Raw genomic sequence first — 16,562 nt, forward strand, 5'->3', positions numbered from 1 at the left:
GGCTGGAACGACCGCTCGCACCCGTTCGTATGGACCAAGACTGCCGACGAGATCCTCAAGAAGGCCAACCGGATGAAGACTTCAAATGCGCGGCACTAGCACCAGAACCCACTGTCTGGTCAACGCGGCTCGAAGAAGTCGATCACCAGATGCGTTCCGTAGAGGAGATCCTTCTTGCCCTTGCCGGGTCCAGTCATCGCGATGCTCTTGCAGACGCGCTTCACGACGGGAGTGAACTTCTCGACATCCACATTGCCCTCCCCATCGTCGCTCCAGGCCCACAGCGTCTCCGTGTCCCAGAACCACGGCCCGTCCCCTTCGCTGACGTGAGCAGTGAGCTCGTCAGTGATCTTGGCGATCTCGGTGTCAGCCTTGGCAAGGCCGGCGCGCAGTTGCTCGCGACTCAGGATGCCCAGCGAGCGATCTTCGACCAACTCCTCCTTGCTTGACTCCAGGGCCTTCACGCGAGCCTTCAGCGCGTCTACATCGACCGTTCCAGCCGTGGAACCCTGCGGGAGCATGTCCCGCCACTCCTCGACTCGCTCGATGACCTTCCGGGTCACCACAGAGTCAGCCCACTCGCTCGGAACGGTCGCACCGTGGCATCCCCCGCACTGGTAGAACTTGTAGGTCCGCTCCCCCTTGGCGTTGCGCCTCCAGGCGGCTCTCACCGTGTGGTCGCACTTGGAGCACTTCGCAAGCCCGGTCAGCAGGTTGGTCCGATGTCCGAAGCCGCCCGAGTTCTCGCCGTTGAGCCGTCGAGCCGGGTTGCTCAGGATGCGCACGACGGCGCGGAACACTTCCTCTTCCACGATCGGCTCCCATGCCGCAGGACCGACCTCTTCACCGTTGTAGAGGTAGATGCCAGCGTTCCGAGCGTTCAGGAGCACCGGGCGCAGGCTTGACGCCTTCCACGGCCTGCCCGAGCGAGCGGTCACGATCCCGCACTGCTCCAGGTAGCGCACGCCAGCGGCGAGCGTCCCACCGTTCAGCAGGTCCGCGTAGACCTGCCGGAGAGCAGGTGCCTCGATCTCGTGGTGCGTCCCGTCAAGGTTGAAGCCGAGCGGTCGAGTCGGCCACCACGGGCGACCCGTCGCCGTGAGCCCTCCAGCGTCCACACGCTGCCTGTGAGCGGCCTTCTGGCGGATAGCTTTTTGCTCGCCCTCGTAGGTGCTCCACGCGGTCACCGTGCGGGCCACGGCGCGACCGGCAGGGGTGCTCAGATCGAACCAGCCGGCCTCCTTGGCGTAGACGTTCACGTTGAGCGCGATGACTCGCTCCAGGTCGCCAGAGACGCGCAGAAGCCGGTCCAGGTGCCAGCAGAGGATCGCGGTCGGCTTGCTTGCCAGCAGTCGCTCGAACTCGGGCCTCTCAACACCTGTCGTCGCACTCAGGTCGTTGTCGATGAAGACCTCGCTCACTGTCCACCCGCGAGCCTGGGCGTACTCTCGACACTCCCTCTCCTGCCGCTCGACGCCGAGTTCGTTGCCGCGCAGGTCGTAGGAGAGTCGGACGTAGATGCAGACCTCCACAGTCACTCCTTCAAGTAGTGACTGCAACCTTATCGTGCATGGACCTCTACAAGCACGCCTTCCGCCTCTGGCCGCTGGTCTCATCCGACCTCGTCGCGGACTGCTTCGTGCTGGCCTGGGACGTCCGCGAGGTCGACATGCGCGCGTCGCCCTACGACTTCGGCGACCTCGGACTCGAGCCCATCCGGATCGAGACTCCCGAGGGGAAGCGCGGGTACGCCGCGTGGCAGCGTGAGTTCGCGACGCGGGCCGCCCCGCTGCGGCAACGACTGGTCGAGACCTGCGAGGTCCTCCTACGCTCCTGAGCGTGCGCGCGATCCATCACTTCGACCTCTGGGTCCAAGACCCTGCCTCGGCGACACCGGAGTGGGACTGGCTGTTCACCGGCTGCGGTTGGGCCCGCGACTTCGCCGACGAGGGCGGTGGTCGGTGGGTGCACCCCGACGGCACCTACACCTTCGTGGAGCGCTCCCCCGACCTCATCGACGAGAGGCACGACCGGCTCCGACCAGGCATCAACCACCTGGCCTTCACCGTGCCCGACCGGGCGACTCTCGACTCGCTGCGTGCGGCGTGCGAGGACAACGGCTGGGCCGAGCTCTACTCCTCCGACTATCCCCATGCGGGCGGCGACGACCACGTCGCGCTCTACCTGGAGAACTCCGAGGGCTTCGAGGTCGAGGTCGTAGTCGGCGACTAGACGGCGCACCCCTATCACCCGAGTCCGTGAGGCCTCGGCAGGATCAGACGGGCCGCCGCAGCACCGAGACGCCCAGCGCGAGGACCAGCACCATCATCGCGATCTGCACGAAGTCGATCGCACGGCCCGGGAGTGGCGCGAACTGGGCGAGCACCAAGACGACGTACGCCGCCAGGGCGGTCGAGGGAACCGCGCGCGCCCGGAAGAGGGCGGCCACCACCACCAGGCTCCCGAGGGTGAACGAGGCGAAGCCGGCCATGGTGGCGCCCAGCAGGTGGGGAACGTTGTCATTGGCGTAGTCGACCAGCTCACGGCCCGCGCCTTCTGAGATGCCGGAGGCGAACCAGGTGATGCTCGCGAACGCGAACCCGCCCATCGCGAAGCAGATGCCGCCGACCGTCGTGATGGCTGATCCGACAAGGGCTGATACCCGTCCACGGCCGCGGACCAGGTGGCAGACCACCAAGCTCAACGTCACGCCGAGCACCGCGAAGGCGATGCCGTCGGCGAGCATCCCTCCCCATGCTCCGTCACGGACCGGGGCCAGGCGCTCGTAGTCGAGCACCTCGTCGGCGCTGCTGTTGTAACGGTCGCCCCACGGCGTACTGATGAGAAGGAGGGCGCTGGTCAGGGCCGAGGCGGCCAGGGCGCCTGCGACCACGCGGATGCGAGACGTCGTGACGCCATCGGTGGAGGCAGTCGAGGTGGCGGTACTGGAGGTGCTGGTCATGCGCCGACGTTAGGAACGCGCAGGGATGCGGCGGATCGTGGCGACCGCCTGACTCGACCCCCGTGCCTGTACGGAGCCGTGGACCCCTCTGCGTCCCTACAGTGCTCTCATGTCAGGGGCTGACGTGTCGTGGGCCCGCCGCACCACCGTGGCGGCCGCGCTGCTGGCCGCCGTCCTCGTCGCTCTTGCCGGCGCCCTCACCGGCCTGGCCCCAAGCGCAGCAGCCCTGTTGACACTGGGGATCGCACTGGTCGTCGTCCCGACCTCAACGGCGCTCTCGATCCTCGTCGCACGTCGCCGGGACGGTGTCGTCGTCGCGATGCTGCTCGGACTGCTCTCGCTCTCGGTGGCGCTTGTGACTGCCAAGGAGGTCTGGCTGCGGTGGCTGGCTGAGGACGGCAGCCCGACGGCCTGGGCCTGGCTCGTTGCCATCACGGCTGAGAACGCCTGGTGGGTGCTCGCGACGTTCGGGCTGTTGCTGCTCTACTTCCCCGACGGTCGGCTGCCTTCGCTCCGGTGGCGATGGGTGCCGCCCACGCTCGTGGTGAGCGTGGCTTTCGTGCAGGCCTACGGGGCCTTCGAGCAAGCACCCTTTCGCCCACCGATGGAGAACCTGGCGCGTCCCTTCGGCTCACCCCCGTCGTGGCTGGAGTTCGGCGGGTTCGCCTTCTTCGTCATGCTGCCGCTGTTCGTCGCCTGCGCAGTCTCGCTCCTGCTGCGCTACCGGAGGTCCACGGCGACGCAACGTCAACAGATCAAGTGGCTGGCCGTGGCAGGAGTGGGGATGCCGCTCTACCCGCTCCTGTGCCTGCTGGAGATCCTGGTCTGGGGCCACGCCACCTGGTTCAGCGGTTGCGTCGGCCTCGCCTCACTAGTAAGCACGCCCGTGGCCGCCGGCATCGCGGTGCTGAGGCACGACCTGTACGACGTCGACAAGGCGCTCGCCCTCGCGACGACCTGGGGCGTGCTCACGGTCGGACTCCTGGCGACCTACGCCGCCGTGTCGTCGGCCGCCGGCCTGGCCGTCGGCGACTCTCACGTCGGTGTCGCCGTCGGTACGGCGGCCACCGCGCTGGTCTTGCTGCCCGGATTGCGCGTCGTACGCCGGGCGGTCGACGCCCGCACGTATCCCTTGCGACGCGCGGCCCTTGCCGCCGTCGATCGCCTACACCGCGAGGTGAGCGCTGGTCGCGCGCAGCCCGAGCAGCTGCAGGAGGTGTTGCGCAGCGCACTGCGCGATCCGGGTCTCCGCGTCGGCTACTTGGTGCCGGGATCCGCGACGTACCTCGACTCCTCGGGCGGCGAAGTACCTGACGACGGCGTGCCCGTCTGGCTCGATGGCGAGCGCACCGGGGTCCTGGTGCGTGGTTCGGGTGTCGCATCGCTCGAGCTGCTCCGCGAGGTCGCAGATCGCTGTACCACCTTGGTCGAGGTGGTGCGGCTGCGCAGCGAGGTGGCGATGGCTCTCGAGCAGGCCCAGTCGAGCCGCGCTCGTCTCCTGGAGATCGGCTACGAGGAGCGTCGTCGCATGGAGCGCGACCTGCACGACGGAGCCCAGCAGCGGCTGGTCTCTCTGGGCATGCGCTTGCGCCTGGCCCAAAGGCATCTCGACGACGGCACGGTCGAGGTCGACAACCTCCTGGACGAGAGCGTGGCCGAGCTCGGTACGGCGGTCGCCGAGCTGCGCCAGATCGCCCACGGCCTGCGACCGAGCAGCCTCGATGACGGCCTGCCCGCGGCCCTGTCCAACCTGGTCCGCGACCTGCCGCTGGCCGTCGACATGGACGTCGACGACGCACCGCTGCCTGACACGGTCGCGACGACGGCCTACTTCGTGGCGAGCGAGGCGATCACCAACGCCATCAAGCACGCGGACGCCACAAGGATCGAGCTGCTGGTCGTGCGCCGAGACGGGCAGCTGCTCGTGCGCGTCACCGACGACGGGCGCGGGGGTGCGCGACTCGGCGTACGCAGCGGTCTCGCAGACAGGGTCGCCGCCCTCGGCGGCTCGCTGCACGTCGCGAGCCCCGAGGGCCAGGGCACCGAGGTGGAGGCTGCGTTGCCGTGCGCATCGTGATCGGTGAGGACTCCGCCTTGTTTCGCGAGGGTCTGGCCCGGCTGCTGGAGGACGCCGGGCACGAGGTCGTGGGACGGGAGCCGGACGCGACCAGCCTCATCGAGACGGTCGAGCGTGAGGTGCCCGACCTGGCGATCATCGACGTCCGGATGCCCCCCGACGGCACCGACGACGGGGCCCGCGCCGCCAAGCTGCTGCGCTCCCGGATGCCGGGCCTGGCCGTGGTGCTCCTGTCGCAGCACGTGGAGACCCGTCACTCGGTCGAGCTCGTCTCGCAGGGCAGGGTGGGCTACCTGCTCAAGGACCGCGTCTTCGACGTGGACGACTTCATGGACGCGTTGCGCCGCGTCGCCGACGGCGGATCGGCCCTCGATCCCGAAGTGGTCGCCACCCTGCTCGGCCCGCGCCGAGAGGACGACCCACTCGCTTCGCTGACGCCACGCGAGCGCGACGTGCTGGCTCTGATGGCCGAGGGCCGCAACAACGTCGGCATCGCCCGCCGGCTGGTGCTCACCGACCGCACGATCGAGACCCACATCGCCAACATCATGGCCAAGCTCGGCTTGCTCGAGACCGGTGAGGAGCACCGGCGGGTGCTGGCGGTGCTGACGTGGCTGGGAGTGCGGCAGCGGGGGCAGTAGCCAGGGTCAGCGAACGAACTTCACGTACTGCCGGGGACCGACGCTCTCGTCGTTCGGGCCCGGAAGGAATGCTCGCGGACGAGCGGGAGCCGCGCAACGTATGGTCTGGACATGAGCGAGGTGGTGCCCCAGAACGTGCTCGCCAACTTCCTCGGCCCCGACGGCCGGCTGCACACGATCCCGTCCAAGCACGGCAAGCTGCTGGTCGTGCTCGACTTCTTGGCGCAGCGGTTCGAGCCGGGAGTGAAGTACCCCGAGGCGCGGGTCAACCAGATCCTCGGCGAGGTCCATCCCGACTTCGCGGCGCTGCGCCGCTACCTCGTCGAGAACGGCTTCCTCGACCGCGCCGACAGTGACAGCAACTGGGTCTACTGGCGCAGCGGCGGCACCTTCGATGTCTGAGCCCGTCACGGGTGCGATCACTGGTCGCACCTACTCCGGCGAGGACTGGTACGGCGACGAGCTGGTTGACGCGGTCTACGCCGGGTGCACCTTCTCCGACGTCGACCTGACCGAGGCGACCACGCGCAACGTGGTCTTCCGCGAGTGCACCTTCCACAACTGCCGGTTCAACTCCTCCACGCACGTGAGCACTGCGTTCATCGCGGCCGACTTCCGACGGTGCAACTTCTTCGACGCGACGCTGGAGGGATGCAAGCTCGACGGCTCGGTGTTCGCCGAGTGCACGATGCGGCCGATGAAGGTGCTCGGCGGCTCGTGGCGGTCGGTCACCCTCCGCGGCGCCCACCTCGGGGGGCTGGACCTGAGCGGCCTCGACCTACGGGAGTCCGACCTGTCGATGTCCGACCTCACGGCGACAGTGCTGCGCGAGGCCAAGCTCGACGGCGCGACGGTGCGCGAGACGACGCTGGTCAACGCCGACCTGCGCGGTGCCTCGCTGGCTGGTGTCGACCTGCGCGAGGCGAGCCTGAAGGACACCCGCCTGGACCTGCCGGGTGCCGTGCACCTCGCGGAGATCTACGGAGCCGTGGTCGAGCCCTGATCACGGGCTCGGGCACCGACGGTGCCGTGCTCCACGCACGTCGCCGACCAGCCCATCGGCGAGACCTGCACCTTCATGCGGCGGGCACACGATGCGCAGTACCGCGGCGGCTCGAGCTGGAGGAGCCGCGCGCAGTCCTCGTGGGGACCCTCCGCTGATGACCCGTCGACGGGCTCTCCGCAGCGACCGCAGTACGCCGGCATCACAGGGTCTTCGCGAGTTCCTTGATCGGCATCTTGAGGTCGGCGAGCAGCTCGATGTCGGCGTCGGCCGGACGTCCGAGAGTGGTCAGGTAGTTGCCGACGATGACGGCATTGATGCCGCCGAGCAGACCGTCGCGCGTGCCGAGGTCGCCGAGGGTGAGCTCGCGACCACCGGCGTAGCGCAGCACCGTGCGCGGCATCGCGAGGCGGAACGCCGCCACCGTGCGCAGCGCGTCGCGCGAGTCCATCACCGGCAGGTCGCCGAAGGGCGTGCCCGGCCGCGGGTTGAGGAAGTTGAGCGGCACCTCGTGGGGCTCGAGCTCGGCCAGCTGGACCGCCAGCTCGGCGCGCTGCTCGAGGCTCTCCCCCATGCCGACCAGGCCGCCGCAGCACAGCTCCATGCCGGAGTCGCGCACCATCAGGCAGGTGTCCCAGCGCTCCTCGAAGGAGTGGGTGGTCACGACCGAGGGGAAGTAGGAGCGGGCCGCCTCGAGGTTGTGGTTGTAGCGGTGCACGCCGATCGCTCGCAGCTCGTCGACCTGCTCCTGGGTCAGCATGCCGAGCGAGCACGCGACGTTGATGTCGACGGCCTCACGGATCGCGGCGACGCCGTCGCGGACCTGGGACATCAGCCGCTCGTCGGGCCCACGCACCGCAGCGACGATGCAGAACTCCGTCGCGCCGGTCGCCGCGGTCTCCTCAGCGGCCTTGACCAGCTGCGGGATGTCGAGCCACACGGACCGAACCGGCGAGGTGAACTGGCCGGACTGGCTGCAGAAGTGGCAGTCCTCGGGGCACCCGCCGGTCTTGAGGCTGATGATGCCCTCGACCTCGACCTCGGGGCCGCAGTGCTTCATGCGTACGGCGTGTGCGAGGTCGAGCAGCTCGGGGATCTGGTCGTCGGGCAGCTGGAGCACCTCGACCACTTCGTCGTAGGACAGTCCCTCGCCGCCGTCGAGAACCTTCGCGCGGGCACGCTCGAGGATGTCGGTCACGCGCAGCAAGATAGCCCGTCTCGATGGTGCTCCCGGCGCCGGCCTCAGTGCCTGGACCGGCACGGAGGTGGCTCTGTCGCCCCTCCGTAGACTCAGCGCCGATGTCCGCCGAGGCCCATGACGACCTGCTCGCCTACGACCGCGAGCACGTCTGGCATCCCTACACCTCGATGACGGACCCGGTTCTCACGCGGCTCGTGACCGGGGCGGACGGCGTGCACTTGCTTCTCGCCGACGGTCGCGAGGTCGTCGATGGCATGTCGTCGTGGTGGTCGGCGATCCACGGCTACCGGCACCCGGCCCTCGACGAGGCGCTGCGCGCCCAGGCCGCGGACTTCGCGCACGTGATGTTCGGCGGCCTCACCCACGAGCCCGCGGTGCGGCTGGCCCGGCGTCTGGTCGACATCACCCCGGCCGGCCTCGACCACGTCTTCTTCGCCGACTCGGGCTCGGTCAGTGTCGAGGTGGCGCTGAAGATGGCCCTGCAGCACCAACGCGGCGTCGGCCGGCCAGAGCGCACCCGCATGCTCACCGTGCGCGGCGGCTACCACGGCGACACGTTCGGGGCGATGAGCGTGTGCGACCCGGTCGGTGGCATGCACTCGATGTTCGCCGACGTACTGCCGCAACAGGTGTTCGCGGACCGACCGCCATCCTCGCCCGACGACGTGCCTGCCTGGGAGTCCGGCTTCCGGGAGCTGGCGAAGCGGCACGCGCACGAGCTCGCGGGAGTCATCGTCGAGCCCGTGCTGCAAGGTGCAGGTGGCATGCACGTCTACGACGCCGCATGCCTGCGCGTGATGCGCGAGGTCGCCGACCAGCACGGCCTGCTCCTCGTCCTCGACGAGATCGCGACCGGCTTCGGCCGCACCGGCACGCTGTTCGCCGCCGAGGCCGCGGGCATCACGCCCGATGTGATGTGCGTCGGCAAGGCGCTCACCGGCGGCTACCTGACGCTGGCCGCGGTTCTCTGCACGAGCGAGGTCGCCCGGGGCCTGTCGGCCTCGGAGTCGGGCGTGCTCATGCACGGCCCGACCTACATGGGCAACCCGCTGGCCTGCTCGGTGGCGCTGGCCAACCTCGACCTGCTGGAGTCCCTCGGCTGGGAGTCGTCGGTCGCACGGATCGGCACGGGTCTGCGCTCCGGTCTGGCGCCCTTGCGTCGACTCTCCGGCGTCGCCGACGTCCGCACGATCGGTGCGGTCGGCGTGGTCGAGCTCGACCACGCGGTCGACGTGGACAAGGCCACGGAAGCCGCACTCGATGTCGATGTCTGGCTGCGTCCGTTCCGCAACCTCGTCTACACGATGCCGCCCTACGTCAGCACCGACGAAGACGTCGCCCGGATCTGCGCGGGCATCGAGGCAGCGGTGGCCGTCGGATGAGCGGCGGCTCCTGGAGTTCCTGGCTACGCGAGCAGGCGCAGCGCCGCGAGTCGCTCGGCCTGCGTCGCTCGCTGCACGTTCGCGGAGCGACCGAACCCGTGCTCGACCTGGCCGGCAACGACTACCTCGGCCTGGCTCGGCACCCTGCCGTGGTCGGCGCAGCCGCCGAGGCCCTGCACACCTGGGGCGCCGGGGCAGGGGCATCCCGGCTGGTCACAGGCTCGCTAGGCGTCCACGCAGAGCTCGAGTCCGACCTGGCTGCGTTCCTCGGACAGCCTGCCGCTCTGGTCCTCTCCAGCGGCTACGCCGCCAACCTCGCCGCGATCACCGCACTCGCCGACCGCGAGTGCCTGGTCGTCTCCGACGCCCACGTACATGCCTCGCTGGTCGACGCGATCCGGCTGAGCCGGGCCGAGGTCGCGATCGTGCCCCACAACGATGTAGCAGCCGTCTCGCGGGCGCTCTCGAAGGCAGACGGGCGGCGGGCACTCGTCGTCGCGGAGTCGGTCTACTCGGTCCGCGGGGACGCAGCACCCCTCACCGAGCTGGCCGCCGTCTGCACGGCGTACGACGCGTTGCTGGTCGTCGACGAGGCCCACGGGCTGGGGGTCGCCGGCGCCGCGGGTGCGGGCCTGGTCCGAGATCACGGCCTCGCCGGGCGCCCCGAGGTCCTGGTCACGGTGACGCTCTCCAAGGCGCTGGGGTCACAAGGCGGTGCGGTCCTCGGCAGCCTCGAGCTGCGCGACCACCTCGTCAACCGGGCCAGACCCTTCATCTACGACACGGGTCTCGCGCCCGCGGCGGCCGGCGCCGCGCGAGCAGCGCTACGGATCGCGGCCACCGAGCCCGACCGTCGCCGGCTGCTCTACGACCGCATCAGTGCGCTGGCGGCGGCTCTCGACGTACCAGCGCCCGCCGGGGCCGTCCTCTCGGTCGAGATGCCGTCGCCTCAGGCAGCGGTCGAGGCGCAGACCTCCGCACGCGAGCAGGGAGTTCTGGTCGGCTGCTTCCGGCCACCGTCGGTGCCGGACGGGATCTCGCGGCTGCGCGTCACCGCCAACGCCGGGCACGACGACGGCGACTGGGCCCACGCACAGTCGGTCGTGGTCCAGGTGGCCAAGGAACAGCTCGGTGCCTGACCCGACGACCCCGACCGGGCGGGTGGTCGTGGTCACCGGCACCAGCACCGGCGTGGGCAAGACCATCGCCACGGCGGCGCTGGCCGTGCGCTCGCTCGCCGACGGCTCGGTCGTGGTCGTCAAGCCCGTGCAGACGGGCGTCGGGCCCGGCTCGCAGGACCCGGGCGACGCCGAGGTCGTGCACACCCTGACGGGGTGTGCGGTCCAGGAGTTCACGGCGCTCGACGACCCGCTCGCGCCCGACACGGCGGCCCGGCTGCGCGGCGTACGCATCCCGCGCGTCGCCGAGCACGCCGACCGCATCAAGGTGCTGGCGCAGTTCCACGACACGGTGCTCGTCGAGGGCGCCGGCGGCCTGCTCGTGCGACTCGACACCGACGGCGGGACCCTGCTCGACCTGGCGGCCCTGCTCGCACCATCGGTCGTCGTCGACGTGGTGGTCGTGGTCGCCGCCGGCCTCGGCACTCTCAACCACACCGAGCTCACGGTCAACGCCGTCCGGGCCCGCGGGCTGGAGCCCGCGGGCCTGGTCGTGGGTTCGTGGCCCGCGGCCCCAGGCCTGGCCGAGCAGTGCAACCTCGAGGATCTCCCTCGGGTCACCGGCCTTCGGTTGCTGGCCGTGATCCCGGAGGGCGCAGGTGCGCTCGCGACGGCCGACTTCCGTCAGGCCGCGCCGGGGTGGTTCACGCCAGCCGCTGGTTGACGAACCACCGGTGCCCGAACGGGTCGGTGAACACGGCCACGCGTCCGGCCGGAGGCGAGTCCTCGGGCCCTCGTGTCATCTGCACCCCGGCTGCGTTCACCCTCGCGACCGCGGCGTCGCAGTCCTCGACGGTCAGGTGCAGGGTCACGCTGGCTCCGCGGCCGGGCAGGGGTGGGGCCACGCCCGCACTCGCGAACTCGTCGGACATCATCCATCGGGCACCTGCGACGCTGAGCTCGCAATGACCCACGCGCCCGTCGTCCATGACGATCGGCTCGACAGTGACCTCGGCGCCCAGCGCCTCGGCGTACCACTCGATCGCGGCCCGCGAGTCGGCGACGCAGATGTACGGCGTGAGCTCGCCCATGCCGTCCAGGCTCTCACGCTGCGGGCGCGGTCTCCTGGCGGTGCGAGACGAGGGTGTCGAGCGCGCCGAGGAGGCGGCCCACGAACTCGTGGTCCGCGAGGATGTCGCCGCGGTCGACGGTCGACTCGGAGATCGCGATGTCGGCGATCACGTGGGCGCCGGCAACCGTCGCCGAGCGACGGGCATCCTCGTGTGACCACTTGCCCCCGAACCTCGTCGGCGTCGCGCCGAGGGCCGCGAACGGCTTGCCGCGCAGAGCGTTGGCGCCGTAGGGCCGCGACAGCCAGTCGATCGCGTTGTTGAGGACCGCGGGCATCGTGCCGTTGTACTCCGGAGTGACCGCCAGCACTCTGTCGGCACCTGCGACCTGCGTGCGCAGCCTGGCTGCCGCCGCGGGCACGTCGACGTCGGTGTCGATCTCCTCGTTGTAGAAGGGCAGGTCGCCCAGTCCCTCGGCGATCTCGACGATGGTGCCGGCTGGCGCCTGCTCGCGCAGCGTCTCGGCGATGCGCTTGTTGAGCGATGCCGCACGCAGGCTGCCCAGCAGGACGACGACTCGGGTCTCGGACATGTGCTCTCTCCTCCGGAATGGGCGAACTGTAATGGCACAAACGGACCGTAGTCCGCTTATATTCCGATCGAGTGGAGGCCGCCGCCACATCTAGGGTGTTCGCGTGCTCGACCCCCTGTCCCGGCAGCTGCCGCTGCTCGACCAGCCCCCGCGGGAGCGCAGCGACGCCGCGCGCAACCGTGAGGCCCTGCTGGCCGCCGCTGCCCGGCTGGTCGAGGAGCAGGGCGTCGATGCGGTGACGATGGACTCCGTCGCCACCGAGGCCGGAGTCGGCAAGGGCACGGTGTTCCGTCGCTTCGACAGCCGCGAGGGCCTGATGGGGGCACTGCTCAACCGGTCCGAGACCGAGTGGCAGGCACTGGTCATCAGCGGGCCGCCACCACTCGGACCCGGTGCACCGGCGATCGAGCGGCTGCACGCATTCGGCCACTCACGGATGGAGCTGAACCTCACCCACGCCGAGCTCATCCGGGCTGCAGGCAGAGCCGGGTCACGGTCCTACTCCGCGGTCTCGTTCGCCGCGATGCACATGCGCTACCTGCTCTCGGAGCTCGGGGTGCGCGGTGACCTCCACTTCCTCGCCACCGCCCTGCTCGCCCCGCTGGAGATGGTCGTGCTCGTGCAGCAGACCCGCGTCGATGCGATCCCCCTCGACAGCGTCAAGGCCGGCTGGGACGACCTCGTACGCCGCGTCGTCTGCCCCGAGGTCAACCGGCCGGTCTAGATCGCCGCAGGCCTACCAGCCCGGCGGGCGCAGGTGCCGCCAGGGCTGCGCCGTCTCCACCTGCGCGGCGAGCGACAGCAGGAGTCCCTCCTCCGCAGGCCGCGCGGCGAGCATGACGCCGACGGGCAGATGGTCGGGCGTCCAATGGGTCGGCAACGAGACGGCCGGCATGCCGGTGACGTTCCATGCGGAGGTCCACGGCGTGAAGGCCTTCTGCGCCTCGAAGTCAGCGGCCGGGTCGTCGTCGTTCCTGATCGCGCCGACCGCGAGCGGGGGGGAGGCGAGGGTCGGGGTCAGGACCGCGTCGCACGGCGCGAGGGCCTCGAGCGCGGCTGCCGCGACACGTCTGAGCTCGCCGATGGCCAGCCCGAACTCCGGGCCGCTGACAGCCCGGCCCCGCTCGCTGAGCCACCGGGTCAGGGGCCGCAGCAACGGCTCGGCCTCGGGAGGTACGACCGACAGTGCGGTCAGCACCGACCAGCAGGTCTCGAACACCGCGACCGCCTCGCGGCCGATCGGGGCAGGTACGTCGACGACCTCGTGACCAAGGGACTCCAGCAGCGTCGAGGCGTCCTCGTAGGCACGCAGGCACTCGTCGTGGACGGGAGTGTCGGTGACGAGTGGTGTGCTGAGCCTGCCGATCCGGAGCCGTCCCGGGTCGCGGTCGCAGGCCGACTCGAACGTCTCGGAAGGAGGTGGCGCCCAGGCAGGATCCCCCACCCGACGACCGGCGAGGACATCGAGCATCGCCGCCGCGTCGCGGACGGTCCGGGCGATCGGCCCGGCCGTCGCCAAACCCACCGGGTCGCCATACATGGGGTGACCGCTGATCCGCCCGCGAGTCGGCTTGAGGCCTACCAAGCCGCAGCACGAGGCCGGGATCCGGATGGAGCCACCGCCGTCCGAGCCCTGGGCGATGGGCACGAGTCCGGCTGCGACTGCAGCGGCCGCTCCGCCGGACGAGCCGCCCGCCATCTTCGTCCGGTCCCACGGGGTGACGGCCGGAGGCAGGCCCTCGGGCTCGGTGTAGCAGGGCGAGCCGAACTCCGGTGTCGACGTCTTGCCGAGGCTGATCATCCCGGCGTCCTCGAGGGCCAGGGTGACGGCGTCGCTCACCTCGGGCACGAAGTCGGCGAACACGGGCGAGCCGAACGTCGTGCCCACGCCTGCGGTCAGGTTCAGGTCCTTGATGGCGGTTGGCACACCCCACAAGGGCCCGGCGCCGGCGGGGAGCTCGGCTGCGCGCTGCCGGGCGAGCTCGGGAGTGCGGATCACGAACGCGCCGACATCGTCGGCTCGGGCGAGGTAGTGGTCGACCAGCTCGAGCGGAGACACCTCGCGTCGGCGTACGGCCTCAGCCTGCTCCAGCGCGGTCAGGTCGTGGAGCTGGGTCACGCCGCCACGCTAGCCGGGCCGCAACGCCGGTCGGCGGTGTGCGCTACTCGGCGGCTCGTCCGCGTCGCAGCACCCAGAAGGCGACGCCCCCGACCAGAGCGATGCCGGCTGCCGCGGCACCGAGCAGCCAGCCGGTGAGATCCCCGGCGGGGAGCGGGTCGTCCTCACCGGTCGGTGGTGACCCCGGTCCGGTCACGGCCTCGACCTCGGCCTGTAGGGCGGCGGAGGCCGGCGCAGTCCCCCCGCAGAGGCTGGCGCTGCGCGTGTCGCCCCCGTCTTGGAGGAAGAACAGGTATCGCCGGTCGACAGCCATGCCCTCCAGGCCGCACGACGCACCCGACACGGCGGACTCGAACACCACACGTCGCCCGGCCTCGCCCTTGAAGACAGCCTCGACGTCGACGGTGTAGCTCGTGGGGTCCGAGCTGCTCATCACGAAGCCACGCGGTTCGTCGATGTCGACCAAGGTGCCGAGCACGATGGTGTCCGAGGAGTCCACGTAGTCCGGCGTCTGCGCCATCGCGCACGAGCAGGCGAGGGCCGGGCCGGAGCCGACGGTCACCACCATCCCGCAGGCGAGCATCATGACGAGGAGGAGCCGGGTGGTTCGGGCGAGCAGGCGCATGGGCATCAGACGCGGAAGTCCGGGCGGTGGTTTCCTCAGCCGGCCTGTTGCTGGCGCAGGCCGAAGGTGAGTCCATCGACCAAGGCACCCCAGGACGCCTCGATGACGTTGTGGCCGACGCCCACCGTCACCCACGAGGACTGGCCGTCGGTGGTCTCGATCAGCACCCGAGTGATGGCGTCGGTGCCATGGCCCTGGTCGAGGATGCGGACCTTGTAGTCGATCAGCTCGAACTTCGCGACCTCGGGAAATGCCTGGCCGATGGCCTCGCGCAGTGCCTGGTCCAAGGCGTTGACCGGCCCGTTGCCCTCACCGGTGACGACGTAGCGCACGCCCTCGGCCCGCAGCTTGACCGTGGCCTCCGACACGGCCTCGTCTCCGGGGCGGGTCTCGGTGATGACCCGCCACGACTCCACGTCGAAGTACGACGGGCGGGTGCCCTCGACCTCCTCGGCGAGCAGCAGCTCGAAGGATGCGTCGGCCGCCTCGAAGGTGAACCCCCGCGCCTCGAGCTCCTTGACCCGGGCGGTGACCCGGGTGACCAGCTCACGATCTCCTGACAGGTCGTAGCCGAGCTCGCGGCCCTTCAGCTCGATCGAGGCCCGACCGGCCATGTCACTGACCAGCAGGCGCATGTCGTTGCCGACTCCTGCGGGGTCCATGTGCTGGTAGAGATCGGGGTCGACCTTGATCGCGCTGGCATGCAGTCCGGCCTTGTGCGCGAAGGCCGACGTACCGACGTACGGCTGCCGTGACGCGGGTGGCACGTTGGTGACCTCGGCGACGGCGTGGGCGATGCGGGTGGCGTCGCCGAGCCTGCCGGTCGGCAGCACCTGCCGACCGAGCTTGACCTCGAGGTTGGCGACGACGGCCAGCAGGTCGGCGTTGCCCGTACGTTCGCCGTAGCCGTTGACGGTCCCCTGGACGTGGGTGGCGCCGGCGTCGACCGCCGCCAGCGTGTTGGCCACCGCACAACCGGTGTCGTTGTGGCAGTGGATGCCGACGCGGACACCCGCGGTCTCGACCACGTCGTTGACCACGTCGCCGACCCAGGTAGGCAGCATGCCCCCGTTGGTGTCGCACAAGGCGACGACCGCGGCGCCGGCCTCGTAGGCCGTGCGGAGCACCTCGAGCGCATAGTCGCGGTTGAGGCGGTAGCCGTCGAAGAAGTGCTCGGCGTCGAGGAAGACCTCCTGGCCCTCGGCGCGCAGGTGCTCCACGGTGTCGCGGATCATCGCGAGGTTCTCGGCCAGGGTCGTGCGCAAGGCCAGCTCCACGTGACGCTCGTGCGACTTCGCGACCAGCGTGACGACACCGGCTCCGCTCTCGCGCAGGGCGGCGACGAGCGGGTCGTCGGCAGCGCGTACGCCGGCGCGACGGGTCGCTCCGAACGCCGCGAGCTTGGCGTGGGTGAGGTCCAGCTCGCCTTGGGCACGCCGGAAGAACTCGGTGTCCTTGGGGTTCGCGCCGGGCCAGCCACCTTCGATGTAGCCGACGCCGAGGGTGTCGAGCTGCCGGGCGATCGAGAGCTTGTCGGCGACCGAGAGGTTGAGCCCCTCCTGCTGCGCGCCGTCGCGCAGCGTGGTGTCGTAGACGTGGAAGGCGCCCTGGAGATCGAGTTGCGGATCGAGCTGGAGGTCGAGCGGCTGGTCAGGCTGCGAGTCCATGGTTGGTGTCTTTCGTGCTCGGACAACAAAAAAACCTCTCGAGGACGAGAGGTTTGCGCGCCGGGGGTCCCGACGCGCTAGGTGATGATGATGCTCAGGTGCGTG

Annotated in this window: 19 protein-coding genes; 10 read left to right on the forward strand and 9 right to left on the reverse strand. The window is 70.2% G+C overall.

Features of this window, described 5'->3' with window-relative positions; genetic code table 11:
• Positions 1-119 precede the first annotated feature (119 nt).
• A complete protein-coding gene (locus ISU10_RS15180) occupies positions 120-1,532 on the reverse strand; it encodes a recombinase family protein (RefSeq protein ID WP_194697260.1) in 1,413 nt (470 codons plus the stop codon).
• A gap of 38 nt (positions 1,533-1,570) precedes the next feature.
• On the opposite strand from ISU10_RS15180, the gene ISU10_RS15185 reads away from it, so the two are divergent.
• Positions 1,571-1,837, forward strand: a complete 267-nt coding sequence (locus tag ISU10_RS15185; RefSeq protein WP_194697261.1) for a hypothetical protein — start codon at positions 1,571-1,573, stop codon at positions 1,835-1,837.
• 2 nt (positions 1,838-1,839) lie between these two features.
• Positions 1,840-2,232 carry a VOC family protein gene (locus tag ISU10_RS15190; protein WP_228501030.1) on the forward strand — a complete coding sequence of 131 codons (393 nt, stop codon included), beginning with the start codon at positions 1,840-1,842 and terminating at the stop codon, positions 2,230-2,232.
• 43 nt (positions 2,233-2,275) lie between these two features.
• Here ISU10_RS15190 and ISU10_RS15195 read toward each other — a convergent pair whose 3' ends face one another.
• Entirely contained in the window at positions 2,276-2,962 is a 687-nt protein-coding gene (locus tag ISU10_RS15195) for a hypothetical protein (RefSeq protein ID WP_194697262.1), read from the reverse strand.
• Positions 2,963-3,071: 109 nt separating this feature from the next.
• On the opposite strand from ISU10_RS15195, the gene ISU10_RS15200 reads away from it, so the two are divergent.
• The 4 genes from ISU10_RS15200 (at position 3,072) to ISU10_RS15215 (ending at position 6,683) form a co-directional block, all read left to right on the forward strand.
• Positions 3,072-5,039, forward strand: a complete 1,968-nt coding sequence (locus tag ISU10_RS15200; protein ID WP_228501032.1) for a sensor histidine kinase — start codon at positions 3,072-3,074, stop codon at positions 5,037-5,039.
• Positions 5,027-5,680 (forward strand): response regulator, encoded by a 654-nt coding sequence (locus ISU10_RS15205; protein ID WP_194697263.1) that lies wholly within the window; start codon positions 5,027-5,029, stop codon positions 5,678-5,680. Before ISU10_RS15200 ends, ISU10_RS15205 begins: the two co-directional genes overlap by 13 nt.
• A gap of 111 nt (positions 5,681-5,791) precedes the next feature.
• Positions 5,792-6,082, forward strand: coding sequence for a DUF2087 domain-containing protein (locus tag ISU10_RS15210; RefSeq protein WP_194697264.1), 291 nt, complete (start codon positions 5,792-5,794; stop codon positions 6,080-6,082).
• Entirely contained in the window at positions 6,075-6,683 is a 609-nt protein-coding gene (locus ISU10_RS15215; protein WP_194697265.1) for a pentapeptide repeat-containing protein, read from the forward strand. Before ISU10_RS15210 ends, ISU10_RS15215 begins: the two co-directional genes overlap by 8 nt.
• Here ISU10_RS15215 and bsaP read toward each other — a convergent pair.
• Positions 6,659-6,886, reverse strand: coding sequence for a biotin synthase auxiliary protein BsaP (gene bsaP, locus ISU10_RS24330; protein ID WP_442417793.1), 228 nt, complete (start codon positions 6,884-6,886; stop codon positions 6,659-6,661). The two genes, ISU10_RS15215 and bsaP, sit on opposite strands and share 25 nt — an antisense overlap.
• Positions 6,886-7,881, reverse strand: coding sequence for a biotin synthase BioB (bioB, locus tag ISU10_RS15220; RefSeq protein WP_194697266.1), 996 nt, complete (start codon positions 7,879-7,881; stop codon positions 6,886-6,888). The genes bsaP and bioB overlap by 1 nt, the downstream gene beginning before the upstream one ends.
• A gap of 101 nt (positions 7,882-7,982) precedes the next feature.
• Between bioB and ISU10_RS15225 the strand changes: the two genes are divergently transcribed.
• Genes ISU10_RS15225 through bioD form a run of 3 tightly spaced genes read left to right on the forward strand, consistent with a single transcriptional unit; the run spans position 7,983 to position 11,108 of the window.
• Complete coding sequence (locus tag ISU10_RS15225; protein WP_194697267.1) at positions 7,983-9,266, forward strand: adenosylmethionine--8-amino-7-oxononanoate transaminase; 1,284 nt, start codon at positions 7,983-7,985, stop codon at positions 9,264-9,266.
• Positions 9,263-10,405, forward strand: a complete 1,143-nt coding sequence (locus ISU10_RS15230) for an 8-amino-7-oxononanoate synthase (protein WP_194697268.1) — start codon at positions 9,263-9,265, stop codon at positions 10,403-10,405. The genes ISU10_RS15225 and ISU10_RS15230 overlap by 4 nt, the downstream gene beginning before the upstream one ends.
• Entirely contained in the window at positions 10,398-11,108 is a 711-nt protein-coding gene (bioD, locus tag ISU10_RS15235) for a dethiobiotin synthase (protein WP_370865454.1), read from the forward strand. The genes ISU10_RS15230 and bioD overlap by 8 nt, the downstream gene beginning before the upstream one ends.
• On the opposite strand, the gene ISU10_RS15240 is transcribed toward bioD, so the two are convergent.
• Both ISU10_RS15240 and ISU10_RS15245 read right to left on the reverse strand, forming a co-directional pair.
• Positions 11,089-11,475, reverse strand: a complete 387-nt coding sequence (locus ISU10_RS15240; protein ID WP_194697269.1) for a VOC family protein — start codon at positions 11,473-11,475, stop codon at positions 11,089-11,091. The two genes, bioD and ISU10_RS15240, sit on opposite strands and share 20 nt — an antisense overlap.
• Positions 11,476-11,488: 13 nt before the next feature.
• On the reverse strand, positions 11,489-12,046 hold the full coding sequence (locus tag ISU10_RS15245) for an NAD(P)H-dependent oxidoreductase (protein ID WP_194697270.1): 558 nt from the start codon (positions 12,044-12,046) through the stop codon (positions 11,489-11,491).
• 103 nt (positions 12,047-12,149) lie between these two features.
• On the opposite strand from ISU10_RS15245, the gene ISU10_RS15250 reads away from it, so the two are divergent.
• A complete protein-coding gene (locus tag ISU10_RS15250; protein ID WP_370865456.1) occupies positions 12,150-12,770 on the forward strand; it encodes a TetR/AcrR family transcriptional regulator in 621 nt (206 codons plus the stop codon).
• 12 nt (positions 12,771-12,782) lie between these two features.
• Here ISU10_RS15250 and ISU10_RS15255 read toward each other — a convergent pair whose 3' ends face one another.
• Genes ISU10_RS15255 through cimA form a run of 3 tightly spaced genes read right to left on the reverse strand, consistent with a single transcriptional unit; the run spans position 12,783 to position 16,457 of the window.
• Entirely contained in the window at positions 12,783-14,165 is a 1,383-nt protein-coding gene (locus tag ISU10_RS15255; protein ID WP_194697271.1) for an amidase, read from the reverse strand.
• Between the two features lie 43 nt (positions 14,166-14,208).
• Positions 14,209-14,796: a hypothetical protein gene (locus ISU10_RS15260; RefSeq protein ID WP_194697272.1), complete on the reverse strand. Its 588-nt coding sequence runs from the start codon at positions 14,794-14,796 to the stop codon at positions 14,209-14,211.
• A 29-nt stretch (positions 14,797-14,825) separates the two neighbouring features.
• Positions 14,826-16,457, reverse strand: coding sequence for a citramalate synthase (gene cimA / locus ISU10_RS15265; RefSeq protein ID WP_194697273.1), 1,632 nt, complete (start codon positions 16,455-16,457; stop codon positions 14,826-14,828).
• Between the last annotated feature and the right edge of the window lie 105 nt (positions 16,458-16,562).

Source organism: Nocardioides agariphilus, from assembly GCF_015352445.1.
Taxonomy (GTDB): domain Bacteria; phylum Actinomycetota; class Actinomycetes; order Propionibacteriales; family Nocardioidaceae; genus Nocardioides; species Nocardioides agariphilus.

Coding starts and splice junctions, on each gene's coding strand:
- ISU10_RS15230 (WP_194697268.1), top strand. CDS start 9,263: ATGAGCGGCGGCTCCTGGAGTTCCTGGCTACGCGAGCAGGCGCAGCGC.
- ISU10_RS15245 (WP_194697270.1), bottom strand. CDS start 12,046: ATGTCCGAGACCCGAGTCGTCGTCCTGCTGGGCAGCCTGCGTGCGGCA.
- ISU10_RS15195 (WP_194697262.1), bottom strand. CDS start 2,962: ATGACCAGCACCTCCAGTACCGCCACCTCGACTGCCTCCACCGATGGC.
- ISU10_RS15240 (WP_194697269.1), bottom strand. CDS start 11,475: ATGGGCGAGCTCACGCCGTACATCTGCGTCGCCGACTCGCGGGCCGCG.
- cimA (WP_194697273.1), bottom strand. CDS start 16,457: ATGGACTCGCAGCCTGACCAGCCGCTCGACCTCCAGCTCGATCCGCAA.
- ISU10_RS15185 (WP_194697261.1), top strand. CDS start 1,571: ATGGACCTCTACAAGCACGCCTTCCGCCTCTGGCCGCTGGTCTCATCC.
- ISU10_RS15200 (WP_228501032.1), top strand. CDS start 3,072: ATGTCAGGGGCTGACGTGTCGTGGGCCCGCCGCACCACCGTGGCGGCC.
- ISU10_RS15260 (WP_194697272.1), bottom strand. CDS start 14,796: ATGCCCATGCGCCTGCTCGCCCGAACCACCCGGCTCCTCCTCGTCATG.
- ISU10_RS15210 (WP_194697264.1), top strand. CDS start 5,792: ATGAGCGAGGTGGTGCCCCAGAACGTGCTCGCCAACTTCCTCGGCCCC.
- ISU10_RS15215 (WP_194697265.1), top strand. CDS start 6,075: ATGTCTGAGCCCGTCACGGGTGCGATCACTGGTCGCACCTACTCCGGC.
- ISU10_RS15225 (WP_194697267.1), top strand. CDS start 7,983: ATGTCCGCCGAGGCCCATGACGACCTGCTCGCCTACGACCGCGAGCAC.
- bsaP (WP_442417793.1), bottom strand. CDS start 6,886: ATGCCGGCGTACTGCGGTCGCTGCGGAGAGCCCGTCGACGGGTCATCA.